Source organism: Streptomyces sp. NPDC034084 (assembly GCF_055575535.1).
Window position 1 is genome coordinate 619,035 of sequence record NZ_JBVISK010000006.1, and the last position, 26,804, is coordinate 645,838.

Below are 26,804 nucleotides of genomic sequence, written 5' to 3' on the forward strand. Positions count from 1 at the left end.
TCCCGTGGGTCAGCTCGCCGAAGGGACCGGGGCCGTCGGAGCCGGGGATTCCGGGCGGTCGCGGAGTTCCGGCGTGCAGCGGTAGCGCTTCGGGGGGTACGCGCCCGGGCCGCCCAGCAGGACCGTGTGGCCGCCCGCGCCCGCCGAGCTCCCCGCGAAGGTGCAGACGAGCTGGGACAGCGCCGTCGGCGACAGGTCCTCCGGCTGCCGGCTCAGCCGCAGCGTGCCCGCCGGGTCGCCCCGCCGCCCGCCGCCCACCGTCAGCGGCCCGCGCACCTCGGTCGTGAAACCGGCCTGCCGCTCGCTCTCCGAGGGCTCGGCGAGCAGCTGCGCGAGCAGCCCCCCGGCCGTCCGCACCGGATCGCCTCCCGCCTTCTCCTCCGGCAGCGGCGACCGGCGGTCCACCGCCTCCAGCCGCGAGCCGCAGACCAGGAACGCCCGGACCGGCACGCCCTGCGCCGCCGCCTCCGTCGTACCGTCCTCGGTCACGCTGCACGGGACCCGGGACGGGGCAGCGCCCGCGTCCACCGGGACCGACGTGGTCCGGATCCCGCAGCCGGTGACCAGTGCCGTGAGCGCGGCCGCCAGGACAAAGACGCGACGCTTCACGCTTCCTCCACCTCGCCCTGGCTGCTGCGGGTCTGCACCTCGCGCGTGATCCCCGAGGCGTCCAGCGGAAGCCTCAGTACGAACACCGCGCCGTCGGTCCTCCCGTCCTCGCCGACCGAGTTGGACGCCGTGATCGAACCGCCGTGGATCAGCGCGTTCTCCATGGCGATCGACAGACCGAGCCCGCTGCCGTCGGACCGCGGCCGGGACGCGCTCGCCTTGTAGAAACGGTCGAAGACGTGCGGCAGCACCTCCTCGGGGATGCCGGGCCCGTGGTCGCGCACCGCGATGACCAGCTCGTCCTCCTCCGTGCGGACCGAGACCCGCACCGGCGAACCGCCGTGCTTGAGCGCGTTCCCGATCAGGTTCGCCAGGATCACGTCGAGGCGCCGCGGGTCGAGCGGCGCCACGATCCCGCGCTCCGCGTCGAGCTCCACCGCGTCCAGCCAGGCCCGCGCGTCGATGCACGCGGTGATCTGGTCCGCGATGTCCACCTCGTCCAGGACGAGCCGCGCGGTGCCCGCGTCGAAGCGGGTCACCTCCATCAGGTTCTCCACCAGGTCGTTGAGGCGCCGGGTCTCGCTCACCACGAGCGCCACCGCCGGGGCGATCATCGGGTCCAGGGAGTCCTGCTCGTCCTCCAGGACCTCGGTGACGGCCGTCAGGGCGGTCAACGGGGTCCGCAGCTCGTGCGACATGTCGGCCACGAAACGCCGGGAGGACTCCTCCCGCGCGCTCATGTCCGCGACCTTCTTCTGCAGCGACTCGGCCGCGCTGTTGAAGGTCCGTGACAGATCGGCGAGTTCGTCGGCGCCGGTGACCCGCAGCCGGGTGTCGAGCTTCCCCTCGCCGAGCTGCCGGGCCGCCTCGCCGAGCCGGTGCACCGGGCGCAGCACGGTCGTGGCCGCGACCTGCGCGAGCAGCACCGAGCCGGCCACCGCGAGCGCGGTGGCGATCCCCAACGACCAGGCGAGCGAGTTCAGATCGGCCTTCTCCGCGGCCAGCGACTTGAACATGTACCCGGCGGGCCCGCCGCCGTCGATCCGCGTCCCGCCGACCAGGTACGGCGTCCCGTTCCGCTCCGTACGCTGCCAGAACAGGTGGTACGGATACGGATTGGCGTCCGTCACCGGCCGCTTCGTGTCCACGGCCTCCCGCAGGGAGCGCGGCACGTCGGCCAGGGTGAAGTCGTCCGGGTCCGAGGCGCCCACGATCGGCTTGCCCGCGTCCCGCTCACCGAGCAGCAGCACCTGGTAGTCGGCGGCACTGCCCGTCGCCATCTGCTCGGCGGTCCGCCGCAGATCGTCCTGGGTGGGCCGCAGCGGCAGCGTCGCCGTCCGGTTCTGCATCTCCTGCCGGAAGTCGTTGAGCGCCCCGTCCTGCGTACGGGTCAGTACCGCCTCGCGGTTGAGCCAGTACGCGATGCCGGAGGCGGCGACGGCCGCGGTGAGCGCGACCAGGGCGAAGACGACGACGAGCCGGAGCCGCAGGCTCGAGAGCCGCAGCCGCGCGTAGATCCCCTTTCTCACGCAGGGACGTCCAGCCGGTAACCGACCCCGCGCACGGTGCGGATCAGCGTCGGCGAGGACGGCACGTCCTCCACCTTGGCGCGCAGCCGCTGCACACAGGCGTCGACCAGCCGCGAGTCGCCCAGGTAGTCGTGCTCCCACACGAGCCGCAGCAACTGCTGGCGCGACAGCGCCTGTCCGGGCCGCCGGCTCAGTTCCAGGAGCAGCCGCAGCTCGGTCGGGGTGAGCTGGAGGTCCTCGCCGTTCTTGGTGACCGTCATCGCCGAACGGTCGATCACCAGGGAGCCGTACGTCGCCGAGTCCGTCGACTCGCGCTCACCGCGCCGCAGCACGGCCCGGATGCGGGCGTCGAGCACCCGCCCCTGCACCGGCTTGACCACGTAGTCGTCGGCACCGGACTCCAGACCGACGACCACGTCGATGTCGTCGCTGCGCGCGGTCAGCAGGATGATCGGCAACTGGTCGGTCCGGCGGATGCGCCGGCAGACCTCGAAGCCGTCGATGCCGGGCAGCATGACGTCGAGCACGACCAGGTCCGGCCGCTGCTCACGCAGCAGCTGGAGGCCGTCCTCGCCCGTCGCGGCGGTGGCCACCCGGTGGCCCTGCCGGGACAGGGAGAGTTCGAGGGCCGTGCGGATGGCGTCGTCGTCCTCGATCAGCAGCAGAAAAGGCACGGCGTCATTCTGTCGCATGGGCCGTCCGAGATCGACCGCTCGTTGACTCGCTTCTGTCCTGTCCCCTGTGACACGGCTGTGACAGTCGGCGGACAACGCCATGAAGTCCGGGCGGCAAGCTTCTTGGCACACGGACCGAAACACACTCCAACCGACGGGGGGCGCGAGATGAACGCACTGCACAGCACCACCTCGAGCGCAGTTGTCACGCGTCTCCACGATGTCGTACGGAGCACGGAGAAGTCCGGCGGTGTGAACGGGCGGGGGTGCGTTCGCAGTGTCGGGCGTCAGCGCAAGGCGCCGTACATGGTGGCCGTTGCTGACGGGGGAGCGGCGTACGGGGAGGTCACGGGGGAGCGCACCTGCTCGGAAGCGGAGTTCACGGCTTACGTGCAGGAGCGTCGTGCCTCCCTGTACGCCACCGCCTACCACCTCACCGGTGACCGTTTCGAGGCCGAGGACCTGCTCCAGAGCGCGCTGTTCTCCACGTACCGCGCCTGGGACCGGATCAGCGACAAGGCCGCCGTCGGCGGGTACCTGCGTCGCACCATGACCAACCTGCACATCAGCGCCTGGCGCCGGCGCAAGCTCAACGAGTACCCGACCGAGGAGCTGCCGGAGACGGTCGGCGAGACGGACGCGATGCGGGGTACGGAGCTGCGCGCGGTCCTGTGGCAGGCCCTGGCCCGCCTGCCCGAGCTCCAGCGGACGATGCTGGTGCTGCGCTACTACGAGGGCCGGACCGATCCGGAGATCGCGGAGATCCTGGACATCAGTGTCGGCACGGTGAAGTCGAGCATCTGGCGCTCGCTGCGGCGACTGCGCGAGGACGAGGTGCTGAGCTTCGGCCGTGACGAGGAGGAGTCCTTCGGGGAGCTGGTCGCCTGAAGGCGGGGGGAACAACGGGGGACCGTACGGGGGTACGGGGGAACACGACGCGGGTCGTACGAGCCGGGGGGCTTGTACGACCCGCGTCGTCGTCCGTTGTGGGCCAGGGCCGGGGCCGGGCCGGGGTCAGGTCGGGGACGGGGTGCGGTGTCGGCCCGCCGCTGCCGCTGCCACGCGGCCCAGCGCCTCCGGCTTCGCGCAGGGGTGGGCGCCCAGCGCCGACTGCCGGGCCACGATCGCCCGCTCCGCCCGCATCAGCCGCCACCCGCGGCGCAGCAGGAACGGCACGGACTTGCGGCCCTCGCGCAGGTCGCGGAGGAGCCGGCGGCGGAAGGTCGTCGAGGGGCGTCCACGCAGGCACAGCGCGTCCGCGAGGACGTCGAGCTCGCGGCAGCGGGTCACGATCTCGGCCGCGAAGATGCCCTCCGCCACGAAGAGCGGGGTCCGCGCGATGTCGAGCACCTCCCGGTCCACCCGGGAGCTGGTGGCGATGTCGTACACGGGGACGTCGGTCCGTCCCGTACGGCACAGTTCGACGATCGCGGCGACGGCCGCGTCCTCGTCCCAGGACCGGGGCGAGTCCCAGTCGATGTCCGTGCTGCCGTCGACGAGGGGGAGCGTCGGGTCGTCGGCCTCCTTGTAGAAATCGTCGAGGCGCAGGACCGGAAGGCCGGTGGCGGCGGCGAGGGACGACTTGCCGGAGCCGGAGGGGCCCGCGAGCAGGACGACCCGGGTCGGGATCGGTTGGGAACTCACGGGACACCAGTGTGAGGCATTCCCCCGTGCGGGGGACCCCTGAAGAAGGCCGTTGGTATCGAGCATCACACCACGACTACTTTCGGTGCCCGCCCCGTCACCTCTCGGGCCGGGCGGGCATGACCGAAGACGGCCCCCGGTGCGTACACCCGGGGGCCGTCTTCGGTCGTGCCCTTACGTACGGCGGTACTAGTACGAGGAGCCGCTCGCGCCCAGGCTGCCCGTCGGGTGCCAGACCGTCTTCGTCTCCAGGAAGGCGGTCATGCGGTCCGTGCCCGGCGACTCGGTGAAGTCCACGGTACGGGGGCGCAGGACGCGCTTCAGGTTGTCCGCCGCCGCGATCTCCAGGTCGCGGGCCAGGTCGGCGTCCGCGCCCGTCAGGTCGATCGCGTTGACGTCCTGGTGGGCCGCGAGGTGCGGACCCATCTCGGAGGCCTTGCCGGAGAGGATGTTGACCACGCCGCCGGGGAGGTCGGAGGTGGCCAGGACCTCGCCCAGCGAGAGCGCCGGGAGCGGGGACTTCTCGCTCGCGATGACGACGGCCGTGTTGCCCGTCGCGATCACCGGGGCGATCACCGAGACCAGGCCCAGGAAGGACGAGTCCTGCGGGGCCACGACCGTCACGACGCCCGTCGGCTCCGGCGTCGACAGGTTGAAGTACGGGCCCGCGACCGGGTTCGCGCCGCCCACGACCTGGGCGATCTTGTCGGTCCAGCCCGCGTACCAGACCCAGCGGTCGATCGCGGCCTCGACGACCTCGGCCGCCTTGTTCTTGGACAGGCCCTCGGCGTGGGCCACCTCGTGCACGAACTGGCCCCTGCGGCCCTCCAGCATCTCGGCGACGCGGTAGAGGATCTGGCCGCGGTTGTACGCGGTCGCGCCCGCCCAGCCGCCGAAGGCCTTGCGCGCGGCGACGACCGCGTCACGCGCGTCCTTGCGGGACGAGAGCGGCGCGTTCGCCAGCCACTTGCCCTTGGAGTCCGTCACCTCGTACACCCGGCCGCTCTCGGAGCGGGGGAACTTGCCCCCGACGTACAGCTTGTAGGTCTTGAAGACGCTCAGACGCTGCTCGGACTTCTCAGACATCGAGGTAGGCCTCCAGACCGTGACGGCCGCCCTCGCGGCCGAAGCCCGACTCCTTGTATCCGCCGAAGGGCGAGGTCGGGTCGAACTTGTTGAACGTGTTGGCCCAGACGACACCGGCCCGGAGCTTGCCGGCCACCGCGAGGATGCGGGAGCCCTTCTCCGTCCAGATGCCCGCCGACAGGCCGTACTGGCTGTTGTTGGCCTTCGCGACCGCCTCGTCGGGCGTACGGAAGGACAGCACCGACAGGACGGGGCCGAAGATCTCGTCGCGGGCGATCCGGTGCGCCTGCGTGACGTTCGTGAAGAGCGTCGGGGCGAACCAGTAACCGGCCGACGGGAGCTCGCACGCGGCGGTCCAGCGCTCGGCGCCCTCCGCCTCGCCCTCGTCCACCAGCGAGGTGATGCGGGCCAGCTGCTCCGAGGAGTTGATGGCGCCGATGTCGGTGTTCTTGTCGAGCGGGTCGCCGAGGCGGAGCGTCGACAGGCGGCGCTTCAGGCTGTCGAGCAGCTCGTCCTGGATCGACTCCTGGACCAGCAGGCGCGAGCCCGCGCAGCAGACCTGGCCCTGGTTGAAGAAGATGCCGGTGACGATGCCCTCGACGGCCTGGTCGATCGGGGCGTCGTCGAAGACGATGTTGGCGCCCTTGCCGCCCAGCTCCAGCGTCACCTTCTTGTCGGTGCCGGCGACCGAACGCGCGATGGCCTTGCCGACGGCGGTCGAACCGGTGAAGGCGACCTTGTTCACGTCGGGGTGCCCGACCAGCGCGGCGCCCGTCTCCCCGTAGCCGGGAAGGATGTTGACGACGCCCTTCGGCAGCCCGGCCTGGCGGCAGATGTCCGCGAAGAACAGGGCGGAGAGCGGGGTCGTCTCGGCCGGCTTGAGCACGACCGTGTTGCCGGTCGCGAGCGCCGGGGCGATCTTCCACGCCAGCATCAGGAGGGGGAAGTTCCAGGGAATGACCTGACCGGCCACGCCCAGCGGGCGCGGGTTCGCGCCGTAGCCCGCGTGGTCGAGCTTGTCGGCCCAGCCCGCGTAGTAGAAGAAGTGCGCGGCGACCAGCGGAAGGTCCGCGTCGCGGGTCTCCCTGATCGGCTTGCCGTTGTCCAGGGTCTCCAGGACGGCCAGCTCACGGCTGCGCTCCTGGATGATCCGGGCGATGCGGAACAGGTACTTGGCGCGCTCGGAACCGGGCAGCGCCGACCACTTCTCGAAGGCCTTCCGCGCCGCCTTCACCGCGCGGTCGACGTCCTCGGCGCCCGCCTGGGCGACCTCGGCGAGGACCTCCTCGGTGGACGGGGACACGGTCTTGAAGACCTTGCCGTCGGCCGCGTCGACGAACTCGCCGTCGATGAACAGGCCGTAGCTCGGCGCGATGTCGACGACCGAACGCGACTCCGGTGCCGGTGCGTACTCGAATGCAGATGCCATGTTGATCAGTCCACCGTCACGTAATCGGGGCCGGAGTAACGGCCGGTCGCCAGCTTCTGGCGCTGCATCAGCAGGTCGTTGAGCAGGCTGGAAGCGCCGAAGCGGAACCAGTGGTTGTCCAGCCAGTCCTCACCCACGGTCTCGTTGACGAGAACCAGGAACTTGATCGCTTCCTTGGTGTTGCGGATGCCGCCGGCCGGCTTCACGCCGATCTGCACGCCGGTCTGGGCGCGGAAGTCGCGCACCGCCTCCAGCATGAGGAGGGTGTTCGCCGGGGTGGCGTTGACCGCGACCTTGCCGGTCGAGGTCTTGATGAAGTCCGCGCCGGCCATCATGCCGAGCCAGGAGGCGCGGCGGATGTTGTCGTACGTGGAGAGCTCGCCGGTCTCGAAGATCACCTTCAGACGGGCGCGGTCGCCGCACTCCGCCTTGACCGCGGCGATCTGCTCGAAGACCTCCAGGTACCGGCCTGCGAGGAAGGCGCCACGGTCGATGACCATGTCGATCTCGTCGGCGCCGGCCGCGATGGCGTCGGCGGTGTCGGCCAGCTTCACGGGGAGCGCGGCGCGCCCGGCCGGGAAGGCGGTGGCGACCGAGGCGACCTTGACGCCCGAGCCCGCGACGGCGGCCTTGGCGGTGGCCACCATGTCGGGGTAGACGCAGACGGCGGCGGTCTTCGGGGTCGTCCGGTCGGTCGGATCGGGGTTGACGGCCTTGGCGGCGAGCGCCCGGACCTTGCCCGGGGTGTCCGCGCCTTCGAGCGTCGTCAGGTCGATCATGGAAATGGCCAGGTCGATGGCGTACGCCTTGGCCGTGGTCTTGATCGAGCGGGTGCCGAGGGACGCGGCGCGCGCCTCCAGGCCGACGGCGTCGACGCCGGGCAGCCCGTGGAGGAAGCGGCGCAGCGCACTGTCGGACGCGGTCACGTCGGCGAAAGCGGATGCTGCGGATGCAGTGGTGGGCATGGTCACCAGTCGAGCATATCTACGCGCGTAGCGACCTGTACAGGGGAGCACGTTCCACAGAGCGCGAGGTCACACGGGAGCGACGGGTCCGGTGACGGCTGTCACGTGCCCGTGACGTGGTGCGGGCCCCGCCCCATACGAGAAACATCCTCGTGCGGGCCGATCTCGTGGCGGCGCGGGCCGCCTGAGCCCCCACCCCGGCCGCTGAGGCACAATCGGCGGCATGACGACCCCCGAGCCGACCCCCGAGCCCAGCCACGAGCCGAGCCGCGAGTCGACCCCCGAGCAGCCGTCCGAAGGGCAGACCTCCGAAGGGCGGGCCTCGGCCGGGCTGACCCCCGGAGCGCCGGCCTCCGCCGGACAGGCGCCCGACACGCAGCCCTCCGCGGCGCCCGACAAGGTCTTCCGCTCGCCCCTCGGGATCGCCGGCGGGGTCTTCCTGCTGACCCTCGCGGCCCTCTTCGCCGGTGACGCGATGATCCGCGGCGAGGGCCGCTCCCCCTGGATCGCGCTCGCGGGCCTCGTGCTCGCCGTCCCGCTGATCGTCGCCTTCACGATCCGGCCCGCCGTGTACGCCGACGACGACCGGCTCCGGATCCGCAACCCGTTCCGGTCGATCGTGCTGCCCTGGGCCGCGGTCGCCGACGTCCGCGCCGGCTACTCCAGTGAGGTCTTCACACAGCAGGGCGCCAAGTACCAGCTGTGGGCGATCCCCGTGTCGCTGCGCCAGCGCAAGAAGGCCGCCCGGAGCGCCGCCCGCGCCTCCCAGGACGATCCGCTCGGCCGTACCTCCGTCACCGCCGACGTACGGGACAGCGCCTCCCGGATCGCGCCCAGCGACAAGACCGTCGCCGACCTGCGCGAGCTCGCCGAGCTGCGGGCCGGGACCCCGGGCGCGCAGGGCGAGCCGCGGGTGCGCTGGGCGTACGAGATCGTCGGCCCCGCGCTCGCCGGGCTGCTGCTGCTCGTGATCCTGCTCGCGACGGGCTGACCTACGGGGCCCCGGTCCACACGAGCAGCATGTGGCCGCCCAGCCACGCCGAGGTGAGCGCCGCCCCCGTGAGGACGAGGGCGGCGACGTGCCGGCGGGCGCGGGCGATGCCCACCGCGAGCGGAAGCAGCAGCGGGAAGCCCGGGAGCAGGAAGCGGGCGCGCGGGAACCAGACGCCGCCGCTGCCGAGGACCACGAGCAGCAGCACCCCCGTGAAGACGAGCAGCGGCAGTGGCTGCCGGTCGGCGAGCGAGCACAGATAGAGCGCGGCCGACAGCAGCAGCACCCCCGAGACGACGGCCAGGAAGAACGACGGCGACGGGCTGTGGACCAGGTACCGCCGCAGCGCCCGCAGCGTCACCGCGCCCCCGTCCCACTGGTTCCCCCAGTACCGCTGCACCTCGAAGTAGCCGTCCCACCGCTCCCGGACCAGGCCCACCCACCCCACGTATCCGAGCCAGCCCAGCGGCGCCGTCAGGGCGGCCGCCAGGGCCCGCCGTTCGCGCCGGGCGGCGACCAGCGCCGTCACGCAGACCGCCGCCGCGACGGCGAACCCGGTCGGGCGGGTCAGCCCGGCGGCCACCGCGAGCCCGGCCGCCCACGTCCAGCGCCCGCCGAGCACCGCGTACAGCGCCCAGGCGGCGAGCGCCGTGAACAGCGACTCCGTGTACCCCATCCACTCCACCGCGGCCACCGGCGAGGCGCCCCACAGGACCGCGAGGACGGTACCGGTCCGGCGCCCGTGCAGCCGGTCGCCGACCGCGAACACCCCCCAGGCGGCCACCAGCGAGCACGCCACGGCGAGGCCGAGCGCGACCGAGGCGCGAGAGCCCGGGAAGACCGCCGAGAGCACCCGGACGAGCCCGGGGAAGAGCGGGAAGAAGGCCAGGTTCCGGGGGTAGGACGGCTGGGCCGTGTAGCCGTGCCCGGCGATGTCCAGGTACCAGAGCGAGTCCCATGTGCGGGCGAGCAGCGGCCACAGACCGTGCCCCTTCAGGTGCGCCCAGCGGGCGAGCACCGCGAGCCCCAGGAGCCGTACCGCCAGGAAACCGAGCAGCGCCGGGGCCGCGTGCCGCAGCGCGCCGCCTTCCACTGCCTCGGGCGCGGCGGTACGGGGGGCGGGGACGTACGGCGTGCGGGTGACGGACACCGGGCCACCCTGGCGCGCGTCCCCGGCCTCCGGCCCACGCCTTACGGCACGTGCCGTACGGGGTTCACCCGGACGGGCGAGGGCCCGTACGGAATCGCTTCCGTACGGGCCCTCGGGGACGGTGCGTCAGAGCCCCGCGGCCTCGGACAGGTCCCGCTTGATCGCGGCGAGCAGCTCCGCGCCCGTCGCGCGGGCCGCGGTCAGTCGGCTCGCGTCGCCGACCGGGACGACGACCTCCAGGTAGCACTTGAGCTTGGGCTCGGTGCCGGACGGGCGGACGATCACCCGGGCCTTGTAGGCGCCCTCCAGGTGGTAGCGCAGACCGTCCGTCGGCGGCAGCGACTCCGTGCCCTTCGTCAGGTCCTCGGCCGAGACGACCGTCAGACCGGCGAGGGAGACCGGCGGCCGCTCGCGCAGCGCGGCCATCGCGTTCGCGATGATCCCCAGGTCCTCGACCCGTACCGACAGCTGGTCGGTGGCGTGCAGCCCGTGCTCCACCGCCAGGTCGTCGAGCAGGTCGGTGAGCGTACGGCCCTGCTCCTTGAGCACCGAGGCCAGCTCGGTGACGAGCAGCGCCGCCGTGATGCCGTCCTTGTCGCGCACGCCCTCCGGGTCGACGCAGTAGCCGAGCGCCTCCTCGTAGCCGTACCGCAGGCCCTCGACGCGGGCGATCCACTTGAAGCCCGTCAGCGTCTCCTCGTATCCGACGCCCGCCGCGTCGGCGATGCGGCCGAGCAGCGAGGACGACACGATCGACTCGGCGAACACACCGGTGGCGCCCTTGCGCACGAGGTGCGCGGCCAGCAGCGCGCCGACCTCGTCACCGCGCAGCATCCGCCAGCCGCCCTCGACGCCCGCGTCCGGCACGGCCACGGCGCAGCGGTCGGCGTCCGGGTCGTTCGCGATGACGAGGTCGGGGTCCACGGCCCGGGCGGCCTCGAACGCCAGGTCCATGGCGCCCGGCTCCTCGGGGTTCGGGAAGGCGACCGTCGGGAAGGCCGGGTCCGGGTCGGCCTGCTCGGCGACGAGCGCGGGCGGCGGGAAGCCGGCCCGGTCGAACGCCGCCGTCAGGACCTCCTTGCCGACGCCGTGCATGGCCGTGTAGACGGTCCGCGCGGTCCGGGGGGAGCCGGGGGTCAGGACGGCGTCCGTACGCTCCAGGTAGGCCGCCAGGACCTCGTCGCCGAGGGTCTCCCAGCCCTCCGCAGGGCGGGGGACGTCTTCGAGGGAGCGGATCGCGGCGATCTCGGCGGCGATCTCCGCGTCGGCCGGCGGCACGATCTGCGAGCCGTCGCCCAGGTAGACCTTGTAGCCGTTGTCGCGCGGCGGGTTGTGGCTCGCGGTCACCTCGACACCGGCGACGGCGCCCAGATGCCTTATGGCGTACGCGAGGACGGGCGTCGGCAGCGGGCGGGGGAGGAGCGCGGCGCGCAGCCCGGCGCCGGTCATCACGGCGGCGGTGTCCCGGGCGAAGTCGGCCGACTTGTAGCGGGCGTCGTAGCCGATGACGACGAGCCCGCCGTCCTGGCCCTTCGCCCTGAGGTAAGCGGCGAGGCCGGCGGCGGCCCGGATGACGACCGAGCGGTTCATCCGCATGGGCCCGGCGCCGAGCTCACCGCGGAGCCCGGCGGTGCCGAACTGCAGCGTGCCGCTGAAACGGGCGGCGAGCTCGTCGCTCGCGCCGCCCTCGATGAGCTGCGCGAGCTCCTCGCGGGTCTCACTGTCGGGGTCCTCGGCGAGCCAGGCATGGGCCCGGGTGAGGAGGTCGTCCTGCGTCACGGTGTGCCTTTCGGGGTGGGACGGGGTGGTTGCGGGCGGGGTGGGCGGGCGGGCGCGGGCGGGTGGACCGCCGCGCGGAGCCTTTCCCCACCCCGCCCCTTCCCGTAACCGGAGGGCGGCGGAGGATGCCCCGCGCGGCTGCCCCGCACCCGCCGAGACCGTCAGATCCGGTCCAGCACCCGCGTCAGCAGCTCACCCATCCGCGCCGCCGAGTCGCGCCCCGCCTGGAGCACCTCCTCGTGGTTCAGCGGCTCGCCCGAGAGCCCGGCCGCCAGGTTCGTGACGAGCGAGATGCCGAGGACCTCGGCGCCGGCCTCGCGGGCCGCGATGGCCTCCAGGACGGTGGACATGCCGACCAGGTCGCCGCCCATGACGCGGACCATGTTGATCTCGGCCGGGGTCTCGTAGTGCGGGCCGGGGAACTGGACGTACACGCCCTCCTCCAGCGTCTCGTCGACCTCCTTGCACAGCGCGCGCAGACGCGGCGAGTACAGGTCCGTCAGGTCCACGAAGTTGGCGCCGACGATCGGGGAGGCGGCCGTCAGGTTGATGTGGTCGCTGATGAGGACCGGCTGGCCGGGGCGCATGCCCTCGCGGAGGCCGCCGCAGCCGTTGGTGAGGACGACGGTCTTGCAGCCGGCGGCGACGGCGGTGCGGACGCCGTGGGCGACGGAGGCGACGCCCCGGCCCTCGTAGAAGTGGGTGCGGCCGAGGAAGACGAGGGCGCGCTTCTCACCGATCTTGTACGAGCGGACCTTGCCGCCGTGGCCCTCGACGACCGGCGGCGGGAAGCCGGGGAGCTCGGTCACCGGGAACTCGGCCTCGGGGGCGCCGAGGGCGTCGACGGCGGGCGCCCAGCCGGAGCCCATGACCAGGGCGACGTCGTGGTTCTCGACACCGGTCAGCTCGCGAAGACGGGCGGCAGCGGCCTCGGCGGCCTCGTACGGGGTGGCAGTTGCGTTCACTGACTCTCTCGCCTCGGGGAGGGGGGTCCGAGGGGAACCCCGGACGGATTTGGTACGCGAAGCAGCGTAGCCGGAGAATTCCTACGCGCGTAGATGACGATGCTGACGGACATGCGATCGTTGTCTTGTCGTTTCCGACGAACGGGGGATTCCGGCGGCCCGGTCGGGATCAACAGGGGCGCTTGCGCAACTCCATCACGTAGTCGTGCGGCGCGCCCGCCGACTCGGCCGCGTCGGCGACCTCGCCCAGGTACCGGGCGGACGGCAGCCCGCCCTCGTACGCGTTGAGGACGTACACCCAGGCCGGCTCCTCGCCGTCCAGGGTGTGCACCCGCACCCGCATCCGCCGGTAGATGTCCAGGCCCACGCCCTCCCAGCGGTCCAGGGAGTCCTCGTCCATCGGCGCGACGTCGTACAGCGCCACGAAGACCTGGGAGCGGGGGGCCTCCACGATCGTGGCCAGCGCTCCCTCCCACCCCATCTGCTCTCCGCCGAAGGTGAGCCGCCAGCCGTTCAGCCAGCCGGTGCCGCGCAGCGGGGAGTGCGGTGCGCGGCGGCTCATCAGCCGCGCGTCGAGGTTGCCGGCGAAAGCGGCGTAGAGCGACATGGGACCGAGGGTACGGGAGGGGGCGGGATGTCCGGTGAACACCGAGGTGAGGCGGTGCGGGGGCCCGCGCGGGCGGGTCCGCACCCCTTCGGAGGCCCCGGCGCGAGGCCGCGCCGTGAGTGCGGGAGAATGGGCTACGCACTTGAAGCGTGCGGGACAATGGCGTACGCACTGCATCCCAGCGGGGGGACCCCCCGGCAGAACGAGAGCGCGAGGCGTAGATCCCAGTGACCCGGATCGTGATCATCGGCGGCGGACCCGGCGGATACGAGGCGGCCCTGGTGGGCGCCCAACTCGGCGCGGAGGTGACCGTCGTCGACACCGACGGCCTCGGCGGCGCGTCCGTCCTGACCGACTGCGTCCCCTCCAAGACCCTGATCGCCACCGCCGAGGTGATGACCACCTTCGACTCCTCCTACGAGGAACTGGGCATCATCGTCGCGGACGACACCCCGCACATCGAGCAGGCCGCCCGTGTCGTCGGTGTGGACCTCGGCAAGGTCAACCGACGGGTCAAGCGCCTCGCGCTCGCCCAGTCCCACGACATCACCGCCTCCGTCACCCGGGCCGGCGCCCGGGTCCTGCGCGGCCGCGGCCGGCTCTCCGGCCGGCAGGCCGTGGACGGCTCCCGCCAGGTGATCGTCACCGCCGCCGACGGCACCGAGGAGACGCTGACCGCCGACGCGGTGCTGATCGCGACGGGCGGCCACCCGCGCGAGCTGCCCGACGCCAAGCCGGACGGCGAGCGCATCCTGAACTGGACGCAGGTCTACGACCTCAAGGAGCTCCCCGAGGAGCTCATCGTGGTCGGCTCCGGCGTCACCGGCGCCGAGTTCGCCGGCGCCTACCAGGCGCTCGGCTCCCGGGTCACCCTGGTCTCCTCCCGCGACCGGGTCCTCCCCGGCGAGGACCCGGACGCCGCCGCCGTCCTGGAGGACGTCTTCCGGCGCCGCGGCATGAACGTGATGGCCCGCTCCCGCGCCGAGTCCGCCAAGCGGGTCGGCGACCGGGTGGAGGTCACCCTCGCGGACGGCCGGGTCATCTCCGGCACCCACTGCCTGATGGCGGTCGGCGCGATCCCGAACTCGGCCGGGATGGGTCTGGAGGAGGCGGGGGTCCGGTTGAAGGACTCCGGTCACATCTGGACCGACAGGGTCTCCCGTACGAGCGCCCCCGGCGTCTACGCGGCCGGTGACGTCACGGGCGTCTTCGCGCTCGCCTCGGTCGCCGCCATGCAGGGCCGGATCGCGATGTACCACTTCCTCGGCGACGCGGTGGCACCGCTCAACCTCAAGACGGTCTCGTCGAACGTCTTCACCGACCCCGAGATCGCCACCGTCGGCTACACCCAGGCCGATGTGGACGCGGGCAAGATCGACGCCAAGGTCGTCAAGCTGCCGCTGCTGCGCAACCCCCGCGCGAAGATGCAGGGCATCCGGGACGGCTTCGTGAAGATCTTCTGCCGTCCGGGCACCGGCATCGTCGTCGGCGGCTGTGTCGTCGCGCCGAAGGCGAGCGAGCTGATCCATCCGATCTCGATCGCGGTCGACAACAATCTGACGGTCGAACAGATCGCAAATGCTTTCACCGTGTACCCCTCCCTGTCGGGCTCGATCGCGGAAGTGGCACGGCAGTTGCAGACCCGAAAGACCTCGGGCGAGGCGTAACACCCCGCTCCGGCCCGGCTCCGGCCCGCCCCCGACCGGCTCCCGCCTGCGGGAACGGTTCGCCGACTCGGACAACCCCCGGCAAGCCGGGGCATAGCCCTGACGCGGAACGGATCAACGGCGGGGTCTCCCATACCACTTGGAGGCCCCGTCCATGGGCATCTTCTGCAATTCGGCGCATACTGCTGAAAACCATCGGCCGGTCACGTTACTGTCAGTTTCGTGTTCGCTGCAGAACGTCGCCAGTTGATCCTCGAAATGGTGCGAGCCAATGGGGCCGTGTCGCTCCGCGAGCTCGCCCGCGTCGTCCAGACCTCTGAAGTGACCGTACGGAGAGACGTACGGGCCCTTGAGGCAGAAGGACTCCTCGACCGCCGTCACGGCGGTGCGGTGTTGCCGGGCGGATTCACGCGAGAATCCGGCTTCCCGCAGAAATCCCATCTCGCCACAGCGGAGAAGACGGCCATCGCCGACGTCGCCGCGAGCCTCGTCGAGGAAGGCGAGGCCATCGTCGTCGGCGCCGGGACGACCACGCAGGAACTGGCCCGCCGGCTCGCCCGCGTGCCCGGACTGACCGTCGTCACCAACTCCCTGCTCGTCGCCCAAGCCCTCGCCCACGCCAACCGGGTCGAGGTCGTCATGACCGGCGGCACCCTGCGCGGCTCCAACTACGCCCTCGTGGGCAGCGGGGCCGAGCAGTCGCTCCAGGGGCTCCGGGTCTCCCGGGCCTTCCTCTCCGGGAGCGGCCTGACCGCCGAGCGCGGCCTGTCCACGTCCAACATGCTCTCCGCGAGCGTGGACCGGGCACTCGTGCAGGCGGCGGCCGAGGTCGTCGTCCTGGCCGATCACACCAAGCTCGGCTCCGACACCATGTTCCAGACGGTGCCGACGGACGTCATCACCCGCCTGGTGACCGACGAGCCCCCCGCCCACGACGAGCGGGCCGCCACCGAGCTCCAGGCCCTGGCCGACCAGGGCGTGCAGATCGCCGTCGCCGGCACGGGCGCGGCCACCGGCCCCTCCGGCGGTGAGCAGCTCCCCCCGGGCGTCCGGCCCCGCCGTGACATGCCGCTCCCCGTCCAGCGCGGACGGATGGCGGCCGGTCAGTTCCGGGGACCGGGCGGCGCGATGGCAGCGGAGACGCTGGAGCGCACGGCCCGCGTCGCGGACATGCGCCGCCGCTGAACATCCCCTGAGGGACCCTCCCCCAGGGGTCCCCCGCCGAGCAGCCTCACCGCTTCAGCCCTTGAGTCCCCGAAGCGTCAGCGCGAGCAGACGGTCCGCCAGCTCCGCGTCCTCCGGGCACTGTTCCGCCGCCAGCGCGATCGCGTTGGTCAGCTGCATCAGATCGCCGATCGACACGTCGGCGCGCACCTGCCCCGCCTGCTGGGCCCGTTCGAGCAGCCGCTCGCCCGCCGTGCGCAGCGGATCGCTGCACCGCGCCAGGGCCGAGCTCCGGTCGTAGGAGGCGGACATCAGCGCGTGCGCCAGCCCCCGGTACTCGCCCGCGTGGGCGATCAGGGCCCGCAGCCACTCCACGAGCGCCCGGCACGGCGCGTCCGCCCCGGCCAGCTCCCGCGAGCGGTCGAGCAGTTCGGCCAGGGCCTCCTGGAAGACCGCGTTCAGCAGGTCGGCCCGGGTGGGGAAGTGCCGGTAGAGCGTGCCGATCCCCACGCCCGCGCGGCGCGCGACCTCCTCCAGGGGCGCGTCCGCGCCCTGTTCCGCGAAGGCGGCGCGGGCTTCGATGAGAAGTCGCTCGTGGTTGCGACGTGCGTCGGCGCGCATGTGCGAATGGGCTCCCCTCGACGAAGGGCCCGCAGGCGGCTGCCTGCGGGCCCTTCGTACCGTACTGCGGACGTCAGTCCTTGATGTCGCAGATGGTGGCACCGGAGGTGACGGAGGCGCCGACCTCGGCGCTCAGGCCCTTGATGGTGCCGGAGCGGTGGGCGTTGAGGGGCTGCTCCATCTTCATGGCCTCCAGGACGACGATCAGATCGCCCTCCTTGACCTCCTGGCCCTCCTCGACCGCGACCTTCACGATCGTCCCCTGCATCGGGGAGGCGAGGGTGTCACCGGAAGCCGTCGGGCCGGACTTCTTCGCCGCGCGCCGCTTCGGCTTCGCACCGGCCGCCAGGCCCGTCCGCGCCAGCGACATGCCGAGGGAGGACGGCAGGGAGACCTCGAGGCGCTTGCCGCCGACCTCGACGACGATCGTCTCGCGGCCCGACTCGTCCTCGTCCGCCTCCGAGCCGGCCGGGGTGAAGGGCTTGATCTCGTTGACGAACTCCGTCTCGATCCACCGCGTGTGGATCCGGAACGGGTCGGCGGTGAAGTCCGGGTCGACCACGACGGCCTGGTGGAACGGGATCGCCGTCGCCATGCCCTCGACCTTGAACTCGGCGAGGGCGCGCGCCGCACGCTGGAGGGCCTGCTCACGGGTGGCGCCGGAGACGATCAGCTTGGCGAGGAGCGAGTCCCACGCCGGGCCGATCACCGAGCCGGACTCCACGCCCGCGTCGAGCCGGACACCCGGGCCGCTCGGCGGGGCGAAGAGGGTGACCGTGCCGGGGGCGGGCAGGAAGTTGCGGCCCGGGTCCTCGCCGTTGATACGGAACTCGAAGGAGTGACCCCGGATCTCCGGGTCGCCGTAGCCGAGCTCCTCGCCGTCGGCGATGCGGAACATCTCGCGGACCAGGTCGATGCCCGTGACCTCCTCGGTCACCGGGTGCTCGACCTGCAGACGCGTGTTGACCTCGAGGAACGAGATCGTGCCGTCGGCACCGACGAGGAACTCGACCGTGCCGGCGCCGACGTAGCCGGCCTCCTTCAGGATCGCCTTCGACGCCGCGTACAGCTGCGCGTTCTGCGCCTCGGTCAGGAACGGCGCGGGCGCCTCCTCGACCAGCTTCTGGTGGCGGCGCTGGAGCGAGCAGTCACGGGTGGAGACCACGACCACGTTCCCGTGGGTGTCCGCCAGGCACTGGGTCTCGACGTGACGCGGCTTGTCGAGGTAGCGCTCGACGAAGCACTCGCCCCGGCCGAAGGCCGCGACGGCCTCGCGGACGGCGGAGTCGTACAGCTCCGGCACCTCTTCGAGCGTGCGGGCGACCTTCAGGCCGCGCCCGCCGCCGCCGAAGGCCGCCTTGATGGCGATCGGCAGACCGTGCTCCTGGGCGAAGGCCACGACCTCCTCCGCACCCGACACCGGGTCCGGGGTGCCCGCGACGAGCGGGGCTCCGGCGCGCTGGGCGATGTGACGGGCGGCCACCTTGTCACCGAGGTCGCGGATCGCCTGCGGCGGCGGACCGATCCACGTCAGACCGGCGTCCAGGACCGCCTGCGCGAACTCCGCGTTCTCGGAGAGGAACCCGTAACCCGGGTGGACCGCGTCCGCGCCCGAGTCCTTCGCGGCCTGCAGGACCTTGGCGATGTCCAGGTAGCTGGTGGCCGGAGTGTCACCGCCCAGGGCGAACGCCTCGTCGGCCGCCCGGACATGCAGGGCATCCCGGTCCGGCTCGGCGTACACGGCCACGCTGTCGATACCCGCGTCCCGGCACGCCCGGGCCACACGGACAGCGATTTCGCCACGGTTGGCGATGAGCACCTTGCGCACGATGGCTCCCTCCTTGAAACAAGCTGAGTTTAGGGACTGCCGACACGGCCTTTCGACCCGTCCCCAGTGGTGAGCTTGCCCACACGGAGCGTGACCCCGGGCGCGCTCGGGTCGTGAATTCCCTTGTCGCACCACGGTACGCAGGGTTCCTTTACGGCACAGTAGCTCTGAGGTGTGGCGCAGGTCTCTGTTCGGGCGGCCAGGGGCCGTTCGGGTTTCTTTGTGGAGTCCCTACGAATGGCGCAACGATTCTTTGCCCCGCGGCCCGCCGTCGGCCGCCGTGCGCGGACTCTTGTCCAGGGGTTTACCGGCCAGTAGCCTTCGCGCTGTCGATCGTACTGTCGGTAACAGGCGAATCCAGGGGGTGGCCGAGGTGGCCCGCAGACCGATAGCGCTCGTGACGGCCGCGGTGCTCTTCCTCGAAGCGCCCGGCATCGTCGCGATCAACGCCGTCATGGCGGGCTTCCTGGAGGCCCAGTCGATGTCCCTCGACGGCATGGACCCCGACGCGATGGTCACCGGCACCTGGGGGCTGGGCATCGTCTCCGGGGTCGCCCTCGTGTTCTGCGCCCTCGTCGCCCTTCTCGCCGGCGTCCGCGACCGCCGCCCCGGCCGCTTCGGCCGGGCGCTCCTCATCGGCTGCGCGATCGTCCACGGCGTCCTGGGCGCGGTCGCCGTCGGCCTGCTCGGCTGGACCGCCTTCGCCTTCCTGGTGACCGTGCTCGGGCTGGTCGTCCTCACCCTGGTGGCGTACGGCAAGGAGTACGCGAAGGGCGCCGGCGCCCCCGGGGAGGCGCCGGCCACCGGCTGACCTCAGGCCCAGAGGTCGGTGATCTCGACGTCCAGCTTGCGCAGGAGCCGGCGCAGGAGCGGCAGGGACAGCCCGATCACATTGCCCGGGTCGCCGTCGATGCCGTCGATGAACGGGGCGGAGCGGCCGTCCAGGGTGAACGCGCCCGCCACGTGGAGCGGTTCGCCGCTCGCCACGTACGCGGCGATCTCCTCGTCCGTCGGCTCGCCGAAGCGGACGACGGTGGAGGCCGTCGCCGACTCGTAGCGCTTGGCGGTCGTGTCGTAGACGCAGTGGCCGGTCTGGAGGATGCCGACCCTGCCCCGCATCGCCTTCCAGCGGGCGGTGGCCTCCTCGGCGTCGGCCGGCTTGCCGAGGGCCTGCTTGTCGAGTTCCAGGACCGAGTCGCAGCCGATGACGAGCGCGCCGAACGCCTCGGGCCGGGCGGCGACGTGAGCGGCCTTCGCCTCGGCGAGGGTGAGCGCGAGTTCGGCCGGGGTCGGGGCGTGGACCTTGTCCTCGTCGACGCCGCTCACGATCACCTCGGGAGCGAGTCCGGCCTGCCTGAGCAGACCGAGCCGGGCGGGGGAGGCGGAGGCGAGCACGACACGGCGCGGATCAGCAGTCATGGGGGCAGCGTAATCGGGCCCGCCCGCCGCCGGTGGCCTTCAGCGTGTGCCGGTCAGGAGGACGGCCAGGACCGCGGCCACCGCGAGCAGTACACCCGTACGGCTGATCAGCGCCTGCATCTCGCGGAGGAACTTCGGCGGCTTGTTCTCCGGGTCCGACCACAGCATGGTCCCGATCCTGCTGCCGGGGCGGCCGGTGCGCCTGAGTACGGATACTCAGCCGCACCGGTGCGGAAGGACTATTCGCGGGCCCCGTCCCGTACGAACACCCCGTCCCGCGCCGCCGCGAGCGCCGCGGTCACCGCCCGTTCCGCCACGGCCGCGTCGAGCTCCTCCCGGGTGACCGCGAAGCGGTAGTAGAGCGGCGCGGAGACGGCGCGGAGGAGCTCGACGGGGTCCGTCCCCGCCGGGATCTCGCCCCGCGCCGCGCCCTTGACGACGACCGGGGCCCATTCGGCGAGCCGGGTCCGGTAGAAGTCGGCGAGGGCACGGGCGCACTCCTCGTCGCAGGCCGCCGCGGCGATGACCGCGCGGAAGACGGCGCCCATCCGGGCGTCCACGAGGGTGGCCCGGACGAGCTCGGCGTTGGCCCGCAGGTCGCCCGCGAGGCTGCCGGTGTCGGAGGCGGGGAGCGACTGCTCGGCCATGTCGTGCAGCAGGTCGGTGACCAGGCCGACGGGGGAGCCCCAGCGGCGGTAGACGGTGGTCTTGCCGACGCCCGCGCCCGCGGCGATCCGGTCCATGTTCAGGGCGTGGAAGCCGGTGTCGGCGAGGGTCTCCAGGGTGGCGTCGAGGACCGCCCTGCGGACCTTCGCGGTGCGGCCGCCGGGGCGCGTGGTGCCGGGCGAGGCCGGTCGGCTCTCAGTCAAACGGGTCTCCTGTTCCATTAACGCCCTCGATTCTGCTACGGTACGGGACATCTTAACGGAACCAGTCTCCCATTAAGGAGCTCCGTCGCATGGTCGCCCTCGATGTCCCCACGTCCACCGCCCCGCCCACGGACCGGGCGGAAGCCCGGATGACCGGACGGATGCGGCTCGTCCTCGTCGTCCTCCTCCTCGCCCAGTTCATGCTGGCCGTCGACTTCTCGATCCTGAACGTCGCCCTGCCCGTCATCGGCCAGGGACTCGGCTTCACCCTCGGCGGCCTCCAGTGGATCGCCACCGCCTTCGCCCTCGCGGCCGCCGGATTCACCCTCCTCTTCGGGCGCGTCGCCGACCTGATCGGCCGCCGCCGCCTCTTCCTCGGCGGCATGGCCGTCCTCGGGATCTCCTCCCTCGTCGGCGGCCTCGCCACCGGCCCCGAGATGCTGATGGCCGCCCGGGTCGCCCAGGGCCTCGCCACCGCCGCCGTCACCCCCGCCGGCCTCTCCCTGCTCACCGCGTCCTTCCCCGAGGGCCCGCTGCGGGCCAAGGCGCTCGGCCTTAACGGCGCCCTGATGTCCGCGGGCTTCACCACCGGCGCGATCCTCGGCGGCGTCCTCACCGACCTGCTCTCCTGGCGCTGGGCCTTCTTCGTCAACGTCCCGGTGGCCCTCGCCGTCCTCCTCGTCGCCCCCGCCGTCCTCCAGGAGAGCCGCCCGGCCGTCCGCCCGCGCCTCGACGTGCCCGGTGCGATCACCGTCACCGGTGGACTCCTCGCCCTCGTCTACGGCCTGACCGTCACCGGCGAGCACGGCTGGACCGACCCCACCGCGCTCACCGCCCTCGCCGTCGGCGCCGCGCTCCTCGCCGCCTTCGTCCTCGTCGAACGGCGCGCCGCCTCGCCCCTCGTCCCGATCCACGTCCTGAAGCGCCGCACGGTCGTCTGGGGCAACCTCGCCGGGCTCGTCGCCTTCGTCACCGAGACCTCGCTGGTCTTCCTGATGACCCTGTACCTCCAGGACGTCCTGGGCTTCTCCCCGCTCGCCGCCGGACTCTCCTTCGGCGTCCTCGGCGCCGGCACGATCATCGGCGGCGTGGCCGCCTCCCGCTTCATCGGCCGCTTCGGCGCCCGTGCCGCCCTGGTCTCCGGCGGACTCCTCCAGGCCCTCGCCACCGTCGCCCTGTTCGGGCTCGGCGACGACCGCTCCAGCCTCGCGCTGCTGCTCGCCGCCACCTTCGCCGGCGGCGTCGGCAACATGCTCGCGATCGTCGGCTTCATGGTCACCGCCACCTCGGGCATCCCCGACGGCGAGCAGGGCATGGCGACCGGCCTCGCGACCATGACCCAGCAGATCGGCATCACCATGGGCACCCCGATCATGAGCGCCGTCGTCGTCACCGTGCCCGTGCTCCTCGACGGCATCGGCCTCGCGGTCCTCGTCAACGCCGCGATCGTTGCCGCCGGAGCCGTACTCTCCGGCCTCTTCCTCCGCCGTACGTGACGCCGGAGACCTGTGCCGCGGTACGCGAAAGGCCGGACCCCCCGCACACGGGGTCCGGCCTCCACGTCACGCCACGGCTACACGGGCCAGTACGACCGCGCCCAGGCCCGCGGGCCCGGCCGCTGCCGCACCGCCCGTGCGATACGGGAGGGATCCGACCACCCCTCCGGCACCGCCGGGCCGCCCGCCTCGGCGGACGCCGCCGCCGTGGCCGCGGCCCGGGCTTGGACGACCGCCAGTGCGGCGGCCAGCTCCTCCGGGGTCGGGTTGCCTCGTACGACCTTGATCATGTCGGCTCCTTGAGGGGTCCGGAGGGTCTAGAGCGGAATGTTGCCGTGCTTCTTCGGAGGCAGGGATTCCCGCTTCGTACGGAGCTGACGCAGGCCCTTCACGATCTGCGGGCGCGTGTCCGACGGCAGGATCACGCCGTCGATGTACCCGCGCTCGGCCGCCGTGTACGGGTTGAGCAGGGCGTCCTCGTACTCCCGCATCAGCCGCGCCCGCTCGGCCTCCTGATCCTCCGCCTCGGCGATCGTCCTGCGGTGCAGGATGTTGACCGCGCCCTGCGCGCCCATGACCGCGATCTGCGCCGTCGGCCACGCCAGGTTCAGGTCGGCGCCCAGGTGCTTGGAGCCCATGACGTCGTACGCGCCGCCGAAGGCCTTCCGGGTGATGACCGTGATCAGCGGGACCGTCGCCTCCGCGTACGCGTAGATCAGCTTCGCGCCGCGCCGGATGATGCCGCCGTACTCCTGGTCCACACCCGGCAGGAAACCGGGCACGTCCACGAAGGTCAGGACCGGGATGTTGAAGGCGTCGCACGTCCGGACGAACCGCGCGGCCTTCTCCGACGCGTCGATGTCCAGGCAGCCCGCGAACTGCATCGGCTGGTTCGCGACCACGCCCACCGGGAAACCCTCGACCCGGCCGAAACCGGTCACGATGTTCGGCGCGAACAGCGCCTGCGTCTCCAGGAACTCGCCGTCGTCCAGGACGTGCTCGATGATCCGGTGCATGTCGTACGGCTGGTTCGCCGAGTCCGGGATCAGCGTGTCCAGCTCGCGGTCCTCGTCCGACACCTCGGTCTCCGCGACCTCCGGGAAGGCCGGCGGCTCGGAGAGGTTGTTCGACGGAAGGTACGACAGGAGGGACTTCACGTACTCGATGGCGTCCTTCTCGTCACCCGCCATGTGGTGCGCCACGCCCGAGGTCGCGTTGTGCGTCCGGGCACCGCCCAGCTCCTCGAAGCCCACGTCCTCGCCGGTCACCGTCTTGATGACGTCGGGGCCCGTGATGAACATGTGCGAGGTCTGGTCCACCATCACCGTGAAGTCGGTGATCGCGGGCGAGTACACCGCGCCGCCCGCGCAGGGGCCGACGACCAGGGAGATCTGGGGGATCACCCCGGAGGCGTGGGTGTTGCGGCGGAAGATCTCGCCGTACATGCCGAGCGCGCTCACACCCTCCTGGATGCGGGCGCCGCCGGAGTCGTTGATGCCGATGACCGGGCAGCCCGTCTTCAGCGCGAAGTCCATCACCTTGATGATCTTCTGGCCGTACGTCTCGCCCAGCGCGCCGCCGAAGACCGTGAAGTCCTGCGAGAACACGGCGACCGGGCGGCCGTCCACCGTGCCGTAGCCGGTGACGACACCGTCACCGTACGGCCGGTTCTTCTCCAGGCCGAAGCTGGTCGAGCGGTGCCTGGCCAGCTCGTCCAGCTCCACGAACGACCCTTCGTCGAGCAGCAGGGCGATCCGCTCGCGCGCGGTCAGTTTGCCCTTCGCGTGCTGCTTCTCCACCGCCCGCTCCGAGCCGGCGTGCGTGGCCTCGTCGATACGGCGCTTGAGGTCCGCGATCTTGCCCGCGGTCGTGTGAATGTCGATCTCGTACTGCTCTGCCGGCTCGGACATCGGGATGCGGCTCCCTGCCTGGTCACGGGGGGTTCGTTGACTACGAATGGGCTACTCATGCCCTACTGACCCGTAGCGTATCGACGGCGATACGGTTCGGCACTGCGGTCTTTGCCACACCTAGTCTGGCTTGCATGACGTCCTCTCAAGGCTCCGGCGGACCCTGGTCCGACCTCGACCGGCCCCCGCTGAACGCGCCCGCACTGCGCCGGGCCCTCGTCCTCCCCGACGGCTTGTGGACCTCGCTCGACGTGGTCACCACCACCGGCTCCACCAACAGCGACCTCGCCGCCCGCGCCGACGAACTGCCCGAAGGCGCGGTGCTCGTCGCCGAGGAGCAGACCTCGGGGCGCGGCCGGCTCGACCGCACCTGGAGCGCGCCCGCCCGCTCCGGGATCTTCCTCTCCGTCCTCCTCAAGCCGGACGTGCCCGTCCACCGCTGGGGCTGGCTCCCGCTGCTCACCGGCGTCGCCGCCGCCACCGGCCTCGCGAAGGCCGCCGGCGTCGACACCTCCCTCAAGTGGCCCAACGACGTGCTGGTTTCCGTCGCGGGCGAGGAACGCAAGACCGGCGGCATCCTCGCCGAGCGCGCCGGCGCCGACGGCGTCGTCATCGGCCTCGGCATCAACGTCACCCTCCGTGAGGACGAGCTGCCCGTCCCCGGGGCCGGATCCCTCCTCCTGGCGGACGCGGTCTCCACCGACCGCGACACCCTCCTGCGGGCCGTCCTGCGCTCCCTCGCCCAGTGGTACGGCGACTGGGTGCGGGCCGACGGCGACCCCGCCGCCTCCGGCCTCCAGGACGCCTACGCGGCCGGCTGCGCCACCCTGGGCCGTCGCGTGCGCGCCGAGCTGCCCGGCGAGCGCATGCTGGAGGGAGAGGCCGTCGCGCTGGACGGAGACGGCCGCCTGGTCGTCGCCACCGAGGGCGGCGGCACGGAAGCGGTGGGAGCGGGCGACATCGTCCACCTCCGCAGCTGAGGCGCCACGCGCTATGCCCTCCAGGCCGTCGGCCCGGAGGGCCGGCGACCGCACGAACCGGTCCGGCAGCCGTCGGGGCGTGACCCAGCGCACAGCTGTCGTATCGTGGACCGCGATCCACGGCGACAGATCGGCAGGGCAAGTGGGCAGCGGCAGGGAACGGGCAGGAGGCGGCCGGTGACCGTCGACGACGAGAACGGGCACGGTGGGGCCGAGCCGGCCGACCCGCCGACGTATCCCACCCCCCACCACGAGGTCGACCACACGGCCGAGCCGAGCGACGACCCCCTCGCCATCCGCCTCGAACAGCTCATCCTCGGGGCCGACCGCCGCTACACCCCCTTCCAGGCCGCCCGCACCGCCGGCGTCTCCATGGAGCTCGCCTCCCGCTTCTGGCGCGCCATGGGCTTCGCCGACATCGGCCAGGCCAAGGCGCTCACCGAGGCCGACGTCCTCGCCCTGCGACGGCTCGCCGGCCTCGTGGAGGCGGGGCTGCTCAGCGAGCCGATGGCCGTGCAGGTCGCCCGCTCCACCGGACAGACCACCGCCCGGCTGGCCGAGTGGCAGATCGACTCCTTCCTGGAGGGCCTCACCGAGCCTCCCGAGCCCGGCATGACCCGCACCGAGGTCACGTACCCGCTGGTCGAGCTGCTCCTGCCCGAGCTGGAGGAGTTCCTGATCTACGTGTGGCGCCGACAGCTCGCCGCCGCCACCGGCCGGGTCGTGCAGGCCGCGGACGACGAGGAGATGGTCGACCGGAGGCTCGCCGTCGGCTTCGCGGACCTCGTCGGCTTCACCCGGCTCACCCGCCGCCTGGAGGAGGAGGAGCTCGGCGAGCTCGTCGAGGCCTTCGAGACCACCTGCGCCGACCTCGTCGCCGCGCACGGCGGCCGGCTCATCAAGACCCTCGGCGACGAGGTGCTGTACTGCGCCGACGACCCCGGCACGGCAGCCGAGATCGCGCTCCGGCTCATCGAGACCCTCAGCCACGACGAGACGATGCCCGCGCTGCGCGTCGGCATCGCCTTCGGCACCGTCACGACCCGGATGGGCGACGTCTTCGGCACCACCGTGAACCTGGCCAGCCGCCTCACCTCGATAGCGCCGAAGGACGCCGTCCTCGTCGACGGCGCCCTGGCGGAGGAGCTGACGAGGACCGGTGAGGCGCCCGCCTCGGAGGCGGAGGCGGCCGAGGAGGCGGCCCGCGCCGAGAAGGAGGGCCGCCAGGCCGCCACGTACCGCTTCGCGCTCCAACCGATGTGGCAGCGCCCGGTCCGCGGCCTCGGCGTCGTCGAACCCTGGCTCCTGGGCCGCCGCCCCCTTTAGGGCCTGGGTGGGCGGGTCCGCAGCGGGCTTGGTGCCCTCCCTGCTGTGCCGTGCCAGCCTGAGGTGTTCCTCGGGGAGTTTTTTTGCGAAGCGGCG

The 26,804-nt window shown here is 72.3% G+C and carries 26 protein-coding genes; 8 read left to right on the top strand and 18 right to left on the bottom strand.

What is annotated here, in order from left to right; all coding sequences use genetic code 11:
- Positions 1-9: 9 nt before the first annotated feature.
- The 3 genes from ACZ51I_RS24690 to afsQ1 are packed head-to-tail and all read right to left on the bottom strand — an operon-like array spanning position 10 to position 2,812.
- Positions 10-609 (bottom strand): hypothetical protein, encoded by a 600-nt coding sequence (locus tag ACZ51I_RS24690; protein WP_468879563.1) that lies wholly within the window; start codon positions 607-609, stop codon positions 10-12.
- The gene (locus ACZ51I_RS24695) at positions 606-2,138 is read right to left on the bottom strand and encodes an ATP-binding protein (protein WP_468879566.1); all 1,533 of its coding nucleotides are present in this window, start codon (positions 2,136-2,138) and stop codon (positions 606-608) included. Before ACZ51I_RS24695 ends, ACZ51I_RS24690 begins: the two co-directional genes overlap by 4 nt.
- Complete coding sequence (afsQ1, locus tag ACZ51I_RS24700; RefSeq protein ID WP_017239746.1) at positions 2,135-2,812, bottom strand: two-component system response regulator AfsQ1; 678 nt, start codon at positions 2,810-2,812, stop codon at positions 2,135-2,137. The genes ACZ51I_RS24695 and afsQ1 overlap by 4 nt, the downstream gene beginning before the upstream one ends.
- A gap of 168 nt (positions 2,813-2,980) precedes the next feature.
- On the opposite strand from afsQ1, the gene ACZ51I_RS24705 reads away from it, so the two are divergent.
- Complete coding sequence (locus ACZ51I_RS24705; RefSeq protein WP_468879569.1) at positions 2,981-3,700, top strand: SigE family RNA polymerase sigma factor; 720 nt, start codon at positions 2,981-2,983, stop codon at positions 3,698-3,700.
- A 126-nt stretch (positions 3,701-3,826) separates the two neighbouring features.
- Here ACZ51I_RS24705 and ACZ51I_RS24710 read toward each other — a convergent pair whose 3' ends face one another.
- The 4 genes from ACZ51I_RS24710 to deoC all read right to left on the bottom strand — a co-directional run bounded on the left by ACZ51I_RS24710 (position 3,827) and on the right by deoC (position 7,936).
- A complete protein-coding gene (locus ACZ51I_RS24710) occupies positions 3,827-4,522 on the bottom strand; it encodes a uridine kinase family protein (protein ID WP_468879572.1) in 696 nt (231 codons plus the stop codon).
- A 123-nt stretch (positions 4,523-4,645) separates the two neighbouring features.
- Positions 4,646-5,542 (bottom strand): aldehyde dehydrogenase family protein, encoded by an 897-nt coding sequence (locus ACZ51I_RS24715; RefSeq protein ID WP_468879575.1) that lies wholly within the window; start codon positions 5,540-5,542, stop codon positions 4,646-4,648.
- The gene (locus ACZ51I_RS24720) at positions 5,535-6,971 is read right to left on the bottom strand and encodes an aldehyde dehydrogenase family protein (protein ID WP_468879578.1); all 1,437 of its coding nucleotides are present in this window, start codon (positions 6,969-6,971) and stop codon (positions 5,535-5,537) included. Before ACZ51I_RS24720 ends, ACZ51I_RS24715 begins: the two co-directional genes overlap by 8 nt.
- 5 nt (positions 6,972-6,976) lie before the next feature.
- On the bottom strand, positions 6,977-7,936 hold the full coding sequence (gene deoC / locus ACZ51I_RS24725; protein ID WP_468879580.1) for a deoxyribose-phosphate aldolase: 960 nt from the start codon (positions 7,934-7,936) through the stop codon (positions 6,977-6,979).
- 223 nt (positions 7,937-8,159) lie between these two features.
- Here deoC and ACZ51I_RS24730 point away from each other — a divergent pair, with 223 nt between their 5' ends.
- Complete coding sequence (locus ACZ51I_RS24730) at positions 8,160-8,927, top strand: PH domain-containing protein (RefSeq protein ID WP_468879582.1); 768 nt, start codon at positions 8,160-8,162, stop codon at positions 8,925-8,927.
- A gap of 1 nt (position 8,928) precedes the next feature.
- Here the strand turns inward: ACZ51I_RS24730 and ACZ51I_RS24735 are convergent, their stop codons facing one another.
- The 4 genes from ACZ51I_RS24735 to ACZ51I_RS24750 all read right to left on the bottom strand — a co-directional run bounded on the left by ACZ51I_RS24735 (position 8,929) and on the right by ACZ51I_RS24750 (position 13,428).
- The gene (locus ACZ51I_RS24735) at positions 8,929-10,077 is read right to left on the bottom strand and encodes a mannosyltransferase family protein (protein ID WP_468879585.1); all 1,149 of its coding nucleotides are present in this window, start codon (positions 10,075-10,077) and stop codon (positions 8,929-8,931) included.
- Positions 10,078-10,203: 126 nt separating this feature from the next.
- Positions 10,204-11,856, bottom strand: coding sequence for a phospho-sugar mutase (locus ACZ51I_RS24740; RefSeq protein WP_468879588.1), 1,653 nt, complete (start codon positions 11,854-11,856; stop codon positions 10,204-10,206).
- A 161-nt stretch (positions 11,857-12,017) separates the two neighbouring features.
- On the bottom strand, positions 12,018-12,821 hold the full coding sequence (locus tag ACZ51I_RS24745; protein ID WP_468879591.1) for a purine-nucleoside phosphorylase: 804 nt from the start codon (positions 12,819-12,821) through the stop codon (positions 12,018-12,020).
- Between the two features lie 169 nt (positions 12,822-12,990).
- Entirely contained in the window at positions 12,991-13,428 is a 438-nt protein-coding gene (locus tag ACZ51I_RS24750; protein ID WP_435974374.1) for a gamma-glutamylcyclotransferase family protein, read from the bottom strand.
- Positions 13,429-13,655: 227 nt separating this feature from the next.
- On the opposite strand from ACZ51I_RS24750, the gene ACZ51I_RS24755 reads away from it, so the two are divergent.
- Positions 13,656-15,095 carry an NAD(P)H-quinone dehydrogenase gene (locus ACZ51I_RS24755; RefSeq protein ID WP_468879594.1) on the top strand — a complete coding sequence of 480 codons (1,440 nt, stop codon included), beginning with the start codon at positions 13,656-13,658 and terminating at the stop codon, positions 15,093-15,095.
- Between the two features lie 258 nt (positions 15,096-15,353).
- Positions 15,354-16,280, top strand: a complete 927-nt coding sequence (locus ACZ51I_RS24760) for a DeoR/GlpR family DNA-binding transcription regulator (RefSeq protein WP_468879667.1) — start codon at positions 15,354-15,356, stop codon at positions 16,278-16,280.
- Positions 16,281-16,334: 54 nt separating this feature from the next.
- Here the strand turns inward: ACZ51I_RS24760 and ACZ51I_RS24765 are convergent, their stop codons facing one another.
- A complete protein-coding gene (locus ACZ51I_RS24765; RefSeq protein WP_468879597.1) occupies positions 16,335-16,880 on the bottom strand; it encodes a TetR/AcrR family transcriptional regulator in 546 nt (181 codons plus the stop codon).
- A 73-nt stretch (positions 16,881-16,953) separates the two neighbouring features.
- The gene (locus ACZ51I_RS24770; protein ID WP_468879600.1) at positions 16,954-18,708 is read right to left on the bottom strand and encodes an acetyl/propionyl/methylcrotonyl-CoA carboxylase subunit alpha; all 1,755 of its coding nucleotides are present in this window, start codon (positions 18,706-18,708) and stop codon (positions 16,954-16,956) included.
- Between the two features lie 373 nt (positions 18,709-19,081).
- Between ACZ51I_RS24770 and ACZ51I_RS24775 the strand changes: the two genes are divergently transcribed.
- A complete protein-coding gene (locus tag ACZ51I_RS24775; protein WP_468879601.1) occupies positions 19,082-19,519 on the top strand; it encodes a hypothetical protein in 438 nt (145 codons plus the stop codon).
- A 2-nt stretch (positions 19,520-19,521) separates the two neighbouring features.
- Here the strand turns inward: ACZ51I_RS24775 and ACZ51I_RS24780 are convergent, their stop codons facing one another.
- The 3 genes from ACZ51I_RS24780 to ACZ51I_RS24790 all read right to left on the bottom strand — a co-directional run bounded on the left by ACZ51I_RS24780 (position 19,522) and on the right by ACZ51I_RS24790 (position 21,014).
- A complete protein-coding gene (locus tag ACZ51I_RS24780; protein WP_468879604.1) occupies positions 19,522-20,127 on the bottom strand; it encodes a Maf family protein in 606 nt (201 codons plus the stop codon).
- Between the two features lie 39 nt (positions 20,128-20,166).
- On the bottom strand, positions 20,167-20,295 hold the full coding sequence (gene mmpB, locus ACZ51I_RS24785; RefSeq protein WP_086822151.1) for a morphogenic membrane protein MmpB: 129 nt from the start codon (positions 20,293-20,295) through the stop codon (positions 20,167-20,169).
- A gap of 71 nt (positions 20,296-20,366) precedes the next feature.
- On the bottom strand, positions 20,367-21,014 hold the full coding sequence (locus tag ACZ51I_RS24790; RefSeq protein ID WP_468879607.1) for a TetR/AcrR family transcriptional regulator: 648 nt from the start codon (positions 21,012-21,014) through the stop codon (positions 20,367-20,369).
- Positions 21,015-21,085: 71 nt separating this feature from the next.
- Here ACZ51I_RS24790 and ACZ51I_RS24795 point away from each other — a divergent pair, with 71 nt between their 5' ends.
- Complete coding sequence (locus ACZ51I_RS24795; RefSeq protein WP_468879609.1) at positions 21,086-22,492, top strand: MFS transporter; 1,407 nt, start codon at positions 21,086-21,088, stop codon at positions 22,490-22,492.
- Between the two features lie 77 nt (positions 22,493-22,569).
- On the opposite strand, the gene ACZ51I_RS24800 is transcribed toward ACZ51I_RS24795, so the two are convergent.
- Both ACZ51I_RS24800 and ACZ51I_RS24805 read right to left on the bottom strand, forming a co-directional pair.
- On the bottom strand, positions 22,570-22,782 hold the full coding sequence (locus tag ACZ51I_RS24800) for an acyl-CoA carboxylase epsilon subunit (protein WP_030687388.1): 213 nt from the start codon (positions 22,780-22,782) through the stop codon (positions 22,570-22,572).
- Between the two features lie 27 nt (positions 22,783-22,809).
- A complete protein-coding gene (locus ACZ51I_RS24805; protein ID WP_468879612.1) occupies positions 22,810-24,402 on the bottom strand; it encodes an acyl-CoA carboxylase subunit beta in 1,593 nt (530 codons plus the stop codon).
- A gap of 134 nt (positions 24,403-24,536) precedes the next feature.
- Between ACZ51I_RS24805 and ACZ51I_RS24810 the strand changes: the two genes are divergently transcribed.
- A complete protein-coding gene (locus ACZ51I_RS24810; RefSeq protein ID WP_468879614.1) occupies positions 24,537-25,382 on the top strand; it encodes a biotin--[acetyl-CoA-carboxylase] ligase in 846 nt (281 codons plus the stop codon).
- Between the two features lie 177 nt (positions 25,383-25,559).
- Complete coding sequence (locus tag ACZ51I_RS24815; protein ID WP_468879616.1) at positions 25,560-26,708, top strand: adenylate/guanylate cyclase domain-containing protein; 1,149 nt, start codon at positions 25,560-25,562, stop codon at positions 26,706-26,708.
- Positions 26,709-26,804: the final 96 nt, after the last annotated feature.